This is a genomic window from Winogradskyella sp. SM1960, assembly GCF_020179375.1.
Classification (GTDB): domain Bacteria; phylum Bacteroidota; class Bacteroidia; order Flavobacteriales; family Flavobacteriaceae; genus Winogradskyella; species Winogradskyella marina.
In genome coordinates this window covers 361,409-374,605 of the sequence record NZ_JAICBG010000001.1, presented here as the reverse complement: position 1 = coordinate 374,605, position 13,197 = coordinate 361,409, and the positions used below count along the sequence as shown (strand labels likewise).

Sequence of the window (13,197 nt, the reverse complement as noted above, 5' to 3'; positions counted from 1 at the left end):
ATGAAAAATCAAATTTTAGCCCTGCTTATTTTTGGATGTTTCTCATTAGTTGTAACAGCCCAAAATATAAAAGGAATAGTAAAAAACGAGCTTAATCAACCTTTAGAAGCTGCTTATATTTATAATCAAAACTCAGAATCTCATGCGCATACTTCAGAAAATGGAGTCTTTGTAATTACCAATACCACATTAGGTGATACATTAAGAATCGGGTTATTAGGCTATAAAACGCGGTTTATTCCTTTAGAATCTGCCGATAATTTTCAAATTATTCTTGAAGAAAAAGCGTTTCAGTTAGATGAAATGATGATTACCGAAGAGTTAAATACAGTAAGTACAATTTCGAGATTAGACTTAAATGTGACGCCTGTAAATTCATCACAGGAAGTCCTGCGAAAAGTACCTGGTTTATTTATAGGTCAGCATGCAGGAGGTGGAAAGGCTGAACAGATATTTCTTCGTGGGTTTGATATTGATCATGGTACTGATATCTCCCTTTCAGTCGATGGCATGCCAGTGAACATGGTATCTCATGCACATGGTCAAGGCTATAGTGATTTGCATTTTGTAATTCCAGAAACGGTAAATAAAATTGATTTTGGTAAAGGTGGTTATTATGCGCAAGAAGGTGATTTTAATACGGCTGGCTACGTTAATTTTAAAACCAAAGATTATCTAAAAGACAGTGAGATTTCATTTTCGGCAGGTCAGTTTAATAGTTTGCGAACCGTTGGTTTATTTAATTTACTAGAAAACACAACCAACCAAAACGCCTATGTTGCTATGGAATATATTGCTACCGATGGTCCATACGATTCACCACAGAATTTTAATCGCTTAAACCTCTTTGGTAAATACGTGATGTTTTCACCAGAAAATGATAAACTGACGTTGACAGCTTCGCATTTTACAAGCCGTTGGGATGCTTCAGGGCAGATTCCACAGCGTGAAGTGGATAACGGAAATATTTCAAGATTTGGAGCTATTGATGATACAGAAGGTGGGCAAACAGAACGTACTAATCTTAACATCACTTTTGACAAGTACATTAATGATCGTACCACATTGACTTCAAATGCTTTTTATTCACATTATGCATTTGAGTTGTATTCTAATTTTACGTTCTTTTTAGAAGATCCTGTAAATGGAGATCAAATCTTTCAAAAGGAAGATCGACAAATTTTCGGAGCTAATACTGCTATTTCGCATACCACATATTTGGGTGATACGGAATTGAAATTGACTTCTGGTTTAGGGTTAAGACATGATGTTGCTGATGATGTAGAATTATCTCGAACATTAAATAGATCCACAACCTTAGAAAATATTCAACTAGGTGATATTAACCAAACCAATATTGATGCTTTTGTGAATGCTGAATTCGAGTTTGGAAGATTTAAAGTGGCACCAGCGTTGCGTTTAGACTATTTCAAGTTTATGTATAATGATGCGCTGCAGACCAATTATCAAACGTTATCAGAAACTAAAACGATTATAAGTCCGAAGTTGAATTTCTATTATAACGCACAAGACAATTTACAGTTGTATTTAAAATCAGGTTTAGGATTTCATTCCAACGACACCAGAGTTGTGGTTGCCAATGGAGGCGAGGATATTTTGCCACGTTCTTACGGAGCAGATTTAGGGACCATATGGAAACCCTTGCCGAAATTGGTAGTGAATTCTGCACTGTGGTATTTGTTTTTAGAGCAAGAGTTTGTCTATGTAGGTGATGCAGGTATTGTAGAGCCAAGTGGCAAAACGAGACGTTACGGCTTGGATTTAGGTTTGCGTTATCAGTTAACGGATTGGTTGTTTTTAGATACAGATGCAACACTTACTAATGCAAGAAGTATTGATGATCCGGAAGGTGAAAACTATATTCCTTTGGCGCCAGACTTTACTTTAGTTGGTGGTTTGTCGGTGGATGATCTTAACGGGTTTTCAGGAGGTTTACGATTTAGATATTTAGATGATAGAGCAGCGAATGAAGATAACTCTATTGTTGCAGAAGGGTATATGGTAACGGATTTTAACGTGAATTACAGTTTACAAAACATCACTTTTGGTATTGCTATAGAAAACCTGTTTGATGTGGATTGGAATGAAACTCAATTCGCAACAGAATCACGATTACAGAATGAAGCACAGTCTGTTGAAGAAATACATTTTACACCTGGTACACCTTTCTTTTTAAAAGGAACGGTTAGTTATAGGTTTTAAAAAGCTTTCAACCACTTAATTTGTGGGGAAGCAGATTAAGTTTAAGTTGATTGGTTGCTAGCAAAAAAGATGAATCTAAGGTTAGGTTTAGATTTATCGTGTCATGAGCTATTCATGATGTTTTTTGAGTTTTTTTGTTAGATAAGACACCTGCTCGAAAGAGTGGGTGTTCTTGTTTATATATACCAACGATACACTGTTGGCTACGATGCTATCGACATATTTTGAGTTTTATTCAAGAGCTATCAACTGAATGGTATTATTAGCACTGTGTTTAAAAGTCCCAACGACTATATCTTGATTCTCTAATAATTCATCTAATGTATCACATAAAGTATTGCAGTCAATATCAATTTGATTCAGTACTTGATAACCAGAATCGGTAGTAATGAAAACGTAGTCGTTTAGTTTTAAATTGATGTCAAATTCAGTTTCCGCTGGTACCTCTTGTACTGCGATAACCTCTAGAAGTGTGTATTCGTATGAGCCAGCATCAGCAGCAGGATTGCCGATTTGATCAATTCTTACAGAAATATCATACATATATCCAGGAACATAATCAAAACCATCAATGGTAGCGTAAAGGTTGTTCCAGTTCTCTGTTCCTATGTCATCATCATATTGTACAAGCAAGGATAATACTGGGTCTAAGGCCATCGCTGTATTTTGATAATGGTTAATGCGCATGGTCGTTGTTCGAGAAGACGTGATATCATCGTCAGAACAAGACCATAGTAGACTAATAGTCATTAATAGTAGCAGGTGTTTTTTCATAATGGTGTTGGTTGGTGGCTTTTAAGATAGATGCAAACATGATCTAATGGTTGCGTCAAAACCTAACTTTATTCAACCATACATTTTGGATTAGTCTGTTGTTCTATTTACTATTTTTCTTGAAAACAATCTTTTGCGAATTATGTCTGATAATTTTTCAATTCTTATTTTTTTTATATCATATTCTGCAGGTATCAAATACTGGAAGCTCTTGTAGTTTTTTAGTATAAAAACTGTTGTTATTTTTTTTTCCGAATCTAAATTATAATCAATGACTTCTGTAAAGCTTTTCTGTTCAGGTTTGCCAGTATAAGTCTTCAACTCAACTCTCTCTGGTTTTAGCCTTAGAATTGAATCTGACAATTCATATTTACCATAGTGTTTTTCAAATGTGCTTTTTCCCCCATAATCACTAATGTTATTTTCTATTCTAATAAAATCAGCATTGTGTAATAAAATAATTTCACGATAATTATTAAAACCGATACTCTTGTATGAAATAGTATCACTTTTTTTAAGAAAGTTGTTACCCAATTCAGTTGGCTGCCCATTTGAAATGTAAATTCCTAAAACTGCAATTACTATATTGAACAGGTTTTTCATCTAAAGTGCTAACGATTTTGTGTGTGATTTCGTTGTGTAGTTTCAGCACTAAAGTTAACAAATAAATCACAGGTAGAACGTCCGCGTCTCGATAGCTATCGGAATTCGTAAGTAGGCTATAACTAGCAGTGGCTTATTCTCGTTGTTGACATTACTTTTTATCAATTTCCATTTTTGCAAAGTATATTAGAAAAGCGGTAAACACATTGGGTGAAATTAGTTTGAATTTTGTAGCATGAAAAACATATCAAACTTCGGGATTTTTACATTACTATTTGTTAGTAGTTTAACCATAATGGTTGGAACCGTTATAGCTCCTTCATTATCTGGAATTGTAGCACATAAAAATTTAGGATTTTCACCTAGTTGGCTGATTACATTACCTTCTTTAGGAGTTGTGCTTTTTGCGCCTATTATAGGAAGATTACTTAATAAATTAGGGACTCTTAAATTATTGAGTTTAGGACTTATACCTTACGCTATTTTAGGTTTTGTGGGCGCATTTATAACTAATGATTATATATTGATTGCTGACAGAATATTATTAGGGGCAGCAACAGTTGCAATACAAGTATCCGTTACAGCTTATATAGCAGAGTTTTTTAGAGGTGAAGCACGAATGAAAATGATTGCTTGGCAGGGCATGTCTATAGAGTTAGGTGGTGTGGTGTTTTTGGCTGTTGGAGGTCTTTTAGGTGAAATAAATTGGCAATTTCCTTTTTACATCTATCTGATTGGTTTGCTATGTTTAATTTTAGTAGCGTTATCATTACCAAAACCTGAAAACCAGTCTATTGAAAATAAAGTTGAGCAAACAACCCATCCTAAAAATACAAAAGTAACACTCATTTTTATAGTATCATTTTTAGCTATGATGTCATTTTTTGTTGGTTTTGTAACCTTACCATTATACTTACCTGAAACTTTCGGTTTTACGGAATCTGAAACAGGTTATTTAATGGCTTTTATTTCTGTCATAGCAATTATAACAGCTAGTCAGATGCCTAAAATGGTAAAAGCATTTGGTGATGGTAAAACCGTTGCTATTGGATTCTTATTTTTTATGCTAGGTTATCTAGTATTAGCAATATCAGGAAGCGTGCTTTTTTTAGTGTTAACCGCAATTTTTATTGGCATAGGATTTGGGTTTACAATACCATTATTAAACCATATGATGCTAGAAGCAAGTACAATTCAGAACCAAGGAAAGAATTTAGGGTTATTTTCAATGGGGGTTTTTGGTGGTCAATTTCTCTCTACATTTATTGAATATGTATCAAATAATTATACCGTAATATATGCTATGTCAGCTGGCTTAACGCTAATGATTGGAGTGGGTGTTTATATTATGTTTCAAAAGGAATCAATGAAAAACTAACTAAATAAATTCTTCTTATTTTTGAGGTAGACCTTAAAAATAGATGAATAAAGAACATTTTAGTAAAAATTTTCAAATCATTGAAAACTTTCGAAATAACTCAGCTTTACTTTCAGCGAATTCTATGGGTATTTATTTTGAATTTAATTCAGAATGTAATTTAAAAGTTCATTTTAAGCCATTAAACGAAGTTTTTAATACGGATGGATTTACAAATAATAAAGGCATTTTATTAAATTTTGAACGCGAACTTATAGATGAAGATGATATTGAGTACGCCTTAGATGTCTTTTCGCTTTTTAATAAATATCCGCAATTTGAAATAACAGAAGCATCAAAAATAAAACAGATAAGCAACGTATTTCAATTACTTAAAAATGAATTTTATAGTAATGAAATGTCTCATATAATGCTTAAAACCTTATTGAAAGTGTTGTTGTTGCATTTAATTAGATATCAAAATAATAATTTTTTAAAACAAGATTTAAATCAAAAAAGAGTTTTTCAATTTTTAGAATTAATGGAAAAACACTTTTTAGAAAATACTAAAGCTAGTTTTTATGCCAATGAAATAGGGATTAGTTTAAAGCGCTTAAATCAAATTTTAAAAGAAAAACTGAATCTAACAGCAAAGCAAATTATACAGCAGAGACAAATAACAGAAGCCAAACGAAGACTTGTTAGAAGTAAAATAACAACTAAAGAATTAGCCTTTATATTAGGGTTTGATTCAATTAGTAGTTTCTCAAGATTTTTTAAAAAACACATAGGTGTTAGTCCATCTGCTTTTAGACAACAACATTAATCTAAAACTTATGATTTGTTGTGTAACGTTTTTAACTGAGAACGGTTTTGCATACTCACAATAGTCTCTGCTGGCTTTTTTAATTCGCAAAATTTATTTTTAAAATAATTTAAAAGCGACTTACTACTTTAACGCCTCAACTTTGAAGCCTTTACTTTTTATTATAGCAACGACTTCTTCTTCACTAATACCCTCTGATTTTACAGTAAGGATTTTGTCTGTATTGTATGTGTCCACATTCCAATTGCAAATACCCTCTGCGTTATCTAAATCAGACTGAACTTTTGAAACACAACCTCCACAATTGAGGTTTGTTTTGAATTTTAACTCTTGGTTTTCCATGTTTTTATTTGTTTTGAAAAATTTATTTATCATTTGTGTTATTACTTTTTCCATTTTAATCGCAAACTATTACTTACCACACTTACACTACTCATTGCCATAGCAGCTCCTGCAATCATTGGATTGAGTAAAAAACCATTAATGGGGTATAAAATTCCGGCTGCAATCGGAATCCCAATCAAGTTATAAATAAAGGCCCAGAACAAATTTTGTTTAATCGTCGCTACGGTTTGTTTGGATAGCTTGATGGCTTGTGGTATTTTGGTTAAATCCGAAGAAATAATAGTCATTTTAGCCACATCCATTGCAATGTCTGAACCTTTTCCCATAGCAATACTTACATCTGCTGTTGCCAAAGCTGTACTGTCATTGATACCATCGCCCACCATAGCGACTGTTTTTCCTTGCTCTTGCAATTCTTTTACAAATTCGGCCTTGTGTTGTGGCAATACTTCGGCTTTGTAATGTTTAATGCCTGTTTGCTTGGCAATGGCTTTTGCCGTGGCTTCATTGTCACCTGTAAGCATATACAAATCAATGTCCATATCTTGCAATTCTTTAATAGCCTGTATAGATGTTTCTTTGATTTTATCAGAAATAGCAATTACCGAAAGCGCTTGTTTACTATCGGAAAACCAAATTATGGTTTTGGATAGTTTGCTCCAGTCATCCGCTTGTTGTTGCAATTCTTCGGGAATACTGATGTTATTTTCAAATAACAACGTTTTGTTTCCTATATAATAGGTTTCATTCTTATAATCTGCTTTTGCCCCTTTACCGGTAATACTGTCAAAATTGGAAAGTGTCGTTGGATTAACTTCTGCCAAATAATTTACAACTGCTTCTGCCAATGGGTGTTCAGATTGCTTTTCAATACTCAACAATATGTTTCTTGTGCTGTTATCATTATGTAACCATTGGATATCTGTAACTTGCGGACGACCCTCGGTAATGGTTCCGGTTTTGTCTAAAATAATAGCATTTACCTTTTTGGCTAACTCCAAACTTTCAGCATCTTTAATTAAAATACCTTGTTCGGCACCTTTACCAACGCCCACCATAATTGCCGTAGGTGTAGCCAGTCCCAATGCACACGGACAAGCAATAACCAACACCGTAACGGCTGCCAATAATCCCTGAACAATGGCATTATCACCGCCAAAAATCATCCAAACGATAAAAGTAAGTAATGCAATACTCATTACCACAGGCACAAATATACCTGCTATTTTATCCACCAATTTCTGAACAGGGGCTTTACTGCCTTGTGCGTCTTGCACCATTTTTATGATTTGGGAAAGCATTGTTTCCTTACCGACTTTTAACGCTTTAAATTGGAAACTCCCTTTTTGGTTTATCGTTCCTGCAAATACTTTTTCGTTTTCATTTTTTAATACGGGAAGGGGCTCTCCACTCAACATACTTTCATCCACATAAGAATTGCCCGAAACGACCATACCATCAACTGCAATTTTTTCGCCTGGCTTTACTAAAATGACATTTCCTTCAATAACGTCTTCAATGGGTGTTTGTTTTTCTGTTCCGTCTGCTTGAATAACAATAACCGTTTTTGGTTGTAAGCCCATGAGTTTATTAATGGCAGACGAGGTATTGCCTTTGGCTTTTTCTTCCAATAATTTACCCAACAATATAAAGGCGATAATGACGGCTGCGGCTTCAAAATAAACGTGAGCGTCTAACCCTCTTTGATGCCAAAAATCGGCCAGCAACATGTTAAACACACTAAACACATAGGCAATACCTGTACTTAAGGCTACTAAGGTATCCATATTGGCTTTGCCGTGTTTGGCTTGTTTCCACGCATTTACGAAAAAATCGCTACCCAACCACAATACAACAGGTGTTGAAAACAGCCACATAATTTCATTCGCGTAAGGCATTTCCATAAAGAACATTCCTATTATAACAACCGGTAAAGAAAGAATGACCGCCCAAATGGTTTTGTTTTTGAGTGCTTTAAATTTCTTTTTGTGTATACTTTCAAGGGATTCTTGCTGTTTGGATTCCTCTTCAATTAATAAATCATATCCTGCACCTTGAACTGCTTTTCGTAGTTTTTCTGAATTGGTTACGTTGGTGAGATATTCAACCTTGAGATTACCCGTCGCATAATTGACAGATGCATTTACCACGCCTACCTGCTGTGTTACGATACTTCCTGCACTACTCGCACAAGAAGCACAGGTCATTCCTAAGACAGGGTAAGTCTGCGTAACTGTATTTTTATTTGTTGTTTCCATAATATCGACTGTTTCAAATTACAATACAAAGTTGGCAATAATGGATTGGTTTTCTATTGTGGAATTTTGCAAATGATTTGTAAGATTTACTTAAACTTCATCCAAAGGCTTTCTTCTATCTTTGCGTATGTTTTTAAAATGACTGGGAGAAAGTCCTGTTACTTTCTTAAACTGATTACTCAAATAAGCAACACTTGAATAATTGAGACGGAATGCGATTTCGCTCAAAGACAATTCATCATACACTAATAGCTCCTTTACTTTTTCTATCTTTTGAGCAATAAAATATTTTTCAATAGTAGTACCTTCTACTTCAGAAAATAGGTTGGATAGGTAGTTGTAATCGTGCAAGAGTTTACTGCTTAACATTTCTGAAAGCTTGGTTTTATTTTCATTATCCTGATGATGCACCAAGTCTATGATTATAGTTTTAATCTGCTCAATTAGGCGACTTTTTTTGTCATCAATCATTTCAAACCCTAATGCCATAAAGGCTTTACTGAATTTTTCTTTTTCTTGTGTTGTGAGTTCTTTTTCAAGTATTACTTCTCCCAATTGTACATCAACAGGTTCAATTCCTGAATTATCTAATTCATTTCTTACCGCCATAATACAACGGTTGCAAACCATATTTTTTATAAAGAGTGTGGTCATAATTTTTACGGATGTTTATTGTTTGCAGAGAATGTGTGTGTGAAACGTAGTAGTTTAAAAACAAAGATAGCAGAAATGAACCAAACTTTGAATTTTGTTCTTAACTGCTATTTTTTTATATATGTTGTTGTATCTAGTTGTTTTTCAGTCAACTATTAATATTTAATCAATATATCTGCTATTTTCTGTAAATCTGTTTCTACAATTTCGGTTTTTGGGTGCTAATAATGGGAATATTTGCTGTTCTTGTCGACTGCTAGTGCGACGCTCCAGCATCCCAACCATGTGCTGCAATTAACATTGCTTCATTTGGTTGTATTCCCATTATTCTTGCTCCCCATTCATAAGTTGCTTTAAAGGGCTTGAATTTTTCAACATCCTTATTACTAAATTGTTAAAAAAGACACTTTCAAACTATTAACTTTAATGTTCTAGTTATAAGGTGATTATTTAGTTTCTGGTTTCCAAGCGAATTTTTGAAATGGTGCATCTACAGGTGTATTTGCAATATGATTGGTATAGTTACTAATCACTTTTTGAGATAAACCTAATATGATTTCTAAAACTTGTCTTTCTTCATAACCTGCTTTGTAAAACGTATCCAAATCGTCTTGTGTTACGTGTCCACGGTTACGCGCAATCTTTAAAGTAAAATCGTGTAAGACTTGTAATTTTTCGGTTGGCATAGCAGTTTTGTTTCGCAAGGCATCGCTTAAAGATGAATCTACTTTCATCATATGAGCAATACCTGTATGTGCAGGTACACAATAATGACATTCGTGCTCTACATTTATGGTTTGCCAAACCACAGTTAATTCTTCGTTGTTAAATGAAGATTGTGTAAACAGTTTGTGCAAGGTTTGATATGCCTCTAATATTCCTGGTGCTCCGGCTAATACTCCGTGTAAACCTGGAATCATTCCATTTTGCTTTAGAGATTGTTCTAATAACGCTTTGCTACCTTCTGGTGCTGTTTCGATGTTGTGAATTTTTAATGTTGTCATGTTTTTAAATTTTAAGATTCTGTTTTTATTGCTTTTTTTATAATTAAAATGTTTGCTATTGATACTAGCACAATGCCAATAGCAATATATACTAGTAACGATTTTGGTTGTACTCTTAATGAAAACTCGGCTATAAGTGCACCCATCATTGTAAGAAAACCAAGAATATTGGTGTAAGTTGCCCATTTTGTAAAAGGAACTGTAGCGTTATTTCTAATTACTTTATTTAGTAAACTAAACATTGCGGTTGAAAAATATCCTATCACTACAATCGTAATTAGTATTCCTGTTGCTATTCTAAAAAATGTAGGGTCGATACCTACAGGCTTTGCCATTTCTATAAATGCTTGTACTGAAATCTCCCATCCTGCTAATTTTGAAATAGCAAATCTCGATAAGATAACTGCCATTAAGATGTTGGTTATAAATAATAATTTCCTCATAATAATTTGTTGTCTATAACTAAACTATCGTTTAGTTATAGATTAAAAAAAATGTTTATAAATTTTTGAAGGTCATTTCAATATAATCTTCTATCTCTTCTTGGGTATTTACCCTTGCAGCTACTGCTAAGCCGTGTTTTGCTAATACTAAATAATTAGCCTGTTTGGCTATGGTTTCTTCATCTTTGCCTGAATTTATTCTCAACTTTTCGGTAAATAGTTCTTTTAAATTGGACATAAACGCATTTATTTTTAGACGAACTATTTTATCTTGCTTGTCTGCAAACTCATGATAGGTATTGGTGTACAAACAGCCTTTTTCAAAGCCTTTTTGTGTACAGACGTTCACTGAATTATAAAAGAAACTCTTAATATCTTCAATACCATTATTAGCTTGTTCAAACTCTTCGAAAATGAAGCTCATTTTTTTACGATAACTCTTTAAGCTTTCAAGAAATAAACCGTGTTTGTTACCAAAACTTGAATAGATAGAAAATTTATTAATTCCCATTTCTTTCTCAAGCGTTTGCATAGACGTGTTTTCGTAACCATTTCGCCAGAATAAGTTCATAGCTTTTTCGATTACTTCAGATTCGTTATATTTCTTTATTCTTGGCATTTTATATTTTATAACAGGACAAAACTAAACAATCGGTTAGAATTAAAAAAAAGTTTAACTTTTATTTTTGATTTTCTGTCAATTGGGTTGGGATTGATTAGGAAAGTTGCGGTTTTTGATAATTGGCAACGGTTTTATATACGTTGTTAGCAATAGTTTTTGTGCGTTATACCTTTTTATTGTTTGGCTAAAGAATCTAATAATTCATCTAATCTTTCTAAAGTTGAACTTAATCCGTCTTTCATTCCCATTTCGATTACGGTTTCTAAATCTTTAAGTGAATTATAAGATACTACAGTTTCAACATTTGATTTTTCGTTCAAATCGGTAAAAGTCACGAGCCATTTTGCCCTTGGCATATCTGGATTTAAGTTTCCGTTCTCATCACAGAATCCATCTAAAGATTTGTAATAGTCGATTGGTTTAATTTCGGTAAAATCCGTCCTTCCCCAATGTTCCGTTCCATTTGGTTCTATCATTGCGTACAGCCAATGTCCACCAGCTTTAAAGTCCATTTTTTTTGTTTTGGCAGTTAAAGGTTTTGGTGCAAACCATTTTTCTAAAAATTCACTCTTCGTGTAGCAATCCCAAACAAGTTCGCGTTTTGCTGCAAAATCTCTTTTAATTGTTAACGTGTTGCTTTCTCTGTCTACGATAAATTCTGTTTTAGTCTTATTTTCCATTTTTTTTCATTGTTAATAATAAGTCGTCAAGTTGATTATAACGGTCTTCCCATATTTTTCGGAACTCTTCCAGCCAATTGTCAATTTCTTTCATTTTGTCGATTTTTAATTGATAGAAAATTTCTCGCCCTACTTTCTGCTGTTCCAACAATTCACATTCGTTTAATATTTTAATGTGCTTTGAAACTGCTTGTCTTGAAACGTCAAATTCCTCTGCTAAAGCGTTTGGTGTTAATGCCTGTGTAGCTATTAGCAATAAAATTGCTCGTCTTGTTGGGTCTGAAATGGCTTGAAAAATGTCTCTTTTCATAAAATTGAATTCAAATTACGCAATCATTCGGTTGCTAATATACGTGCAACTATTCGGTTTCGCAATATTTTTCTTTATTTATTTTCTAAAATGTAGAAATTCAGAATAGAAGTTTGTTGGTTGTTCTTAAATTGTTGCTAACGTTGCTGTGTATAGTTAGTCTCGTGGTTAAGCAACTAATTTAGTAAACAAATACGAACCCGATAAAATTCTGAAGGAATTTTACAGATAAGCACTTACCAAAGCAATTAATTAGACACCGTGTTGTATACCGTTTTTTTATTTAGAATTCAGTTTTTTAATTTCTTCTATAAAGCTATTATAGTCAAATTTCCTTTTTAAAACTATATTTTGCAATAGATGATAACCATCCAATTCTTTTGCAATTTTTTTCTTGTTTTTAAGTTTTTGAAAAGTATAAAACTTGAAAGTAATAATCTGATTGTTAAATTCTAATATCAGAATAGAGTTTTGTGAACTTGAGTATTGTTCTGTAGTTTCGTATAAATTAAACTTGCCTTTATCTATTAATTTACCAAATTTATAATAACCAAAACTTCCAATTTTTTTAATGAACTTTTTTTGGTATAGATAATCTGTGGTTTGATATCCTTCAATTAATTCAGGTGTAAGATGTTCAGTGGGTTCATCCAGATTCTTCTTGAACTTAACACTATCAAAAGAAATGCTATTTGTTTTAACAAATCCTTGAATGGTGTCAGTTTTAGTGAATATGGTTGCCTTAATCCATTTTTTGTTTTCTTGTGAAAATCCTATTTGATTAAAGAATAAAAATATTAAAATAAATGTTCTAAATATTGTTTTCATAAATGGTATACAACGTGTTATATAAATCAAAACACATCTCATATCTCATCCTATTTTCCAGATATCAATAATTTTTATGTTTTGCTAGGCTTTAAAATTACCTAAAATAAATTGGTCCTATATACGTAAAGTCACGTATTTTATTTGGTATAAAATAAATACGTTTCAGAAATTAATATAGTATGAATCAATTTATGATTTAAGGGGTTCTCAAAACCTTAAAAATAACACGGTTTTAACATATTACTCGTTTTATTTCACCTTAAATTT

14 protein-coding genes are annotated in these 13,197 nt (G+C 32.9%); 3 read left to right on the top strand and 11 right to left on the bottom strand.

Going from position 1 to position 13,197, the window contains the following annotated elements; genetic code table 11:
* Complete coding sequence (locus K1X16_RS01755; protein WP_225034815.1) at positions 1–2,223, top strand: TonB-dependent receptor; 2,223 nt, start codon at positions 1–3, stop codon at positions 2,221–2,223.
* Between the two features lie 231 nt (positions 2,224–2,454).
* Here the strand turns inward: K1X16_RS01755 and K1X16_RS01750 are convergent, their stop codons facing one another.
* On the bottom strand, positions 2,455–2,997 hold the full coding sequence (locus tag K1X16_RS01750; RefSeq protein ID WP_225034814.1) for a DUF4377 domain-containing protein: 543 nt from the start codon (positions 2,995–2,997) through the stop codon (positions 2,455–2,457).
* 90 nt (positions 2,998–3,087) lie between these two features.
* Positions 3,088–3,600: a hypothetical protein gene (locus tag K1X16_RS01745; RefSeq protein ID WP_225034813.1), complete on the bottom strand. Its 513-nt coding sequence runs from the start codon at positions 3,598–3,600 to the stop codon at positions 3,088–3,090.
* Between the two features lie 235 nt (positions 3,601–3,835).
* Between K1X16_RS01745 and K1X16_RS01740 the strand changes: the two genes are divergently transcribed.
* Both K1X16_RS01740 and K1X16_RS01735 read left to right on the top strand, forming a co-directional pair.
* Positions 3,836–4,978, top strand: a complete 1,143-nt coding sequence (locus K1X16_RS01740) for an MFS transporter (RefSeq protein ID WP_225034812.1) — start codon at positions 3,836–3,838, stop codon at positions 4,976–4,978.
* Positions 4,979–5,021: 43 nt separating this feature from the next.
* Positions 5,022–5,783, top strand: a complete 762-nt coding sequence (locus tag K1X16_RS01735) for a helix-turn-helix domain-containing protein (RefSeq protein WP_225034811.1) — start codon at positions 5,022–5,024, stop codon at positions 5,781–5,783.
* Positions 5,784–5,906: 123 nt separating this feature from the next.
* Here K1X16_RS01735 and K1X16_RS01730 read toward each other — a convergent pair whose 3' ends face one another.
* From K1X16_RS01730 to K1X16_RS01690, 9 genes are all read right to left on the bottom strand, one after another.
* Entirely contained in the window at positions 5,907–6,125 is a 219-nt protein-coding gene (locus K1X16_RS01730) for a heavy-metal-associated domain-containing protein (RefSeq protein WP_225034810.1), read from the bottom strand.
* Positions 6,126–6,166: 41 nt separating this feature from the next.
* Positions 6,167–8,386: a heavy metal translocating P-type ATPase gene (locus tag K1X16_RS01725; RefSeq protein WP_225034809.1), complete on the bottom strand. Its 2,220-nt coding sequence runs from the start codon at positions 8,384–8,386 to the stop codon at positions 6,167–6,169.
* Positions 8,387–8,476: 90 nt separating this feature from the next.
* Positions 8,477–9,040, bottom strand: a complete 564-nt coding sequence (locus tag K1X16_RS01720) for an AraC family transcriptional regulator (RefSeq protein ID WP_225034808.1) — start codon at positions 9,038–9,040, stop codon at positions 8,477–8,479.
* 446 nt (positions 9,041–9,486) lie between these two features.
* Positions 9,487–10,044, bottom strand: a complete 558-nt coding sequence (locus tag K1X16_RS01715; RefSeq protein WP_195870682.1) for a carboxymuconolactone decarboxylase family protein — start codon at positions 10,042–10,044, stop codon at positions 9,487–9,489.
* 11 nt (positions 10,045–10,055) lie between these two features.
* The gene (locus K1X16_RS01710) at positions 10,056–10,454 is read right to left on the bottom strand and encodes a hypothetical protein (RefSeq protein WP_225034807.1); all 399 of its coding nucleotides are present in this window, start codon (positions 10,452–10,454) and stop codon (positions 10,056–10,058) included.
* A gap of 88 nt (positions 10,455–10,542) precedes the next feature.
* Positions 10,543–11,106 carry a TetR/AcrR family transcriptional regulator gene (locus K1X16_RS01705; protein WP_195870680.1) on the bottom strand — a complete coding sequence of 188 codons (564 nt, stop codon included), beginning with the start codon at positions 11,104–11,106 and terminating at the stop codon, positions 10,543–10,545.
* Positions 11,107–11,282: 176 nt separating this feature from the next.
* Positions 11,283–11,789 carry an SRPBCC family protein gene (locus K1X16_RS01700; RefSeq protein WP_225034806.1) on the bottom strand — a complete coding sequence of 169 codons (507 nt, stop codon included), beginning with the start codon at positions 11,787–11,789 and terminating at the stop codon, positions 11,283–11,285.
* Entirely contained in the window at positions 11,779–12,099 is a 321-nt protein-coding gene (locus tag K1X16_RS01695; protein WP_225034805.1) for an ArsR/SmtB family transcription factor, read from the bottom strand. The genes K1X16_RS01700 and K1X16_RS01695 overlap by 11 nt, the downstream gene beginning before the upstream one ends.
* A 279-nt stretch (positions 12,100–12,378) precedes the next feature.
* Entirely contained in the window at positions 12,379–12,927 is a 549-nt protein-coding gene (locus tag K1X16_RS01690) for a hypothetical protein (RefSeq protein ID WP_225034804.1), read from the bottom strand.
* Positions 12,928–13,197: the final 270 nt, after the last annotated feature.

Excerpts from the sequence above, each read along its gene's own strand:
- K1X16_RS01740 (WP_225034812.1), top strand. The coding sequence starts at position 3,836 with ATGAAAAACATATCAAACTTCGGGATTTTTACATTACTATTTGTTAGT.
- K1X16_RS01725 (WP_225034809.1), bottom strand. The coding sequence starts at position 8,386 with ATGGAAACAACAAATAAAAATACAGTTACGCAGACTTACCCTGTCTTA.
- K1X16_RS01695 (WP_225034805.1), bottom strand. The coding sequence starts at position 12,099 with ATGAAAAGAGACATTTTTCAAGCCATTTCAGACCCAACAAGACGAGCA.
- K1X16_RS01715 (WP_195870682.1), bottom strand. The coding sequence starts at position 10,044 with ATGACAACATTAAAAATTCACAACATCGAAACAGCACCAGAAGGTAGC.
- K1X16_RS01720 (WP_225034808.1), bottom strand. The coding sequence starts at position 9,040 with ATGACCACACTCTTTATAAAAAATATGGTTTGCAACCGTTGTATTATG.
- K1X16_RS01745 (WP_225034813.1), bottom strand. The coding sequence starts at position 3,600 with ATGAAAAACCTGTTCAATATAGTAATTGCAGTTTTAGGAATTTACATT.
- K1X16_RS01755 (WP_225034815.1), top strand. The coding sequence starts at position 1 with ATGAAAAATCAAATTTTAGCCCTGCTTATTTTTGGATGTTTCTCATTA.
- K1X16_RS01705 (WP_195870680.1), bottom strand. The coding sequence starts at position 11,106 with ATGCCAAGAATAAAGAAATATAACGAATCTGAAGTAATCGAAAAAGCT.
- K1X16_RS01700 (WP_225034806.1), bottom strand. The coding sequence starts at position 11,789 with ATGGAAAATAAGACTAAAACAGAATTTATCGTAGACAGAGAAAGCAAC.
- K1X16_RS01750 (WP_225034814.1), bottom strand. The coding sequence starts at position 2,997 with ATGAAAAAACACCTGCTACTATTAATGACTATTAGTCTACTATGGTCT.
- K1X16_RS01710 (WP_225034807.1), bottom strand. The coding sequence starts at position 10,454 with ATGGCAGTTATCTTATCGAGATTTGCTATTTCAAAATTAGCAGGATGG.
- K1X16_RS01735 (WP_225034811.1), top strand. The coding sequence starts at position 5,022 with ATGAATAAAGAACATTTTAGTAAAAATTTTCAAATCATTGAAAACTTT.
- K1X16_RS01690 (WP_225034804.1), bottom strand. The coding sequence starts at position 12,927 with ATGAAAACAATATTTAGAACATTTATTTTAATATTTTTATTCTTTAAT.
- K1X16_RS01730 (WP_225034810.1), bottom strand. The coding sequence starts at position 6,125 with ATGGAAAACCAAGAGTTAAAATTCAAAACAAACCTCAATTGTGGAGGT.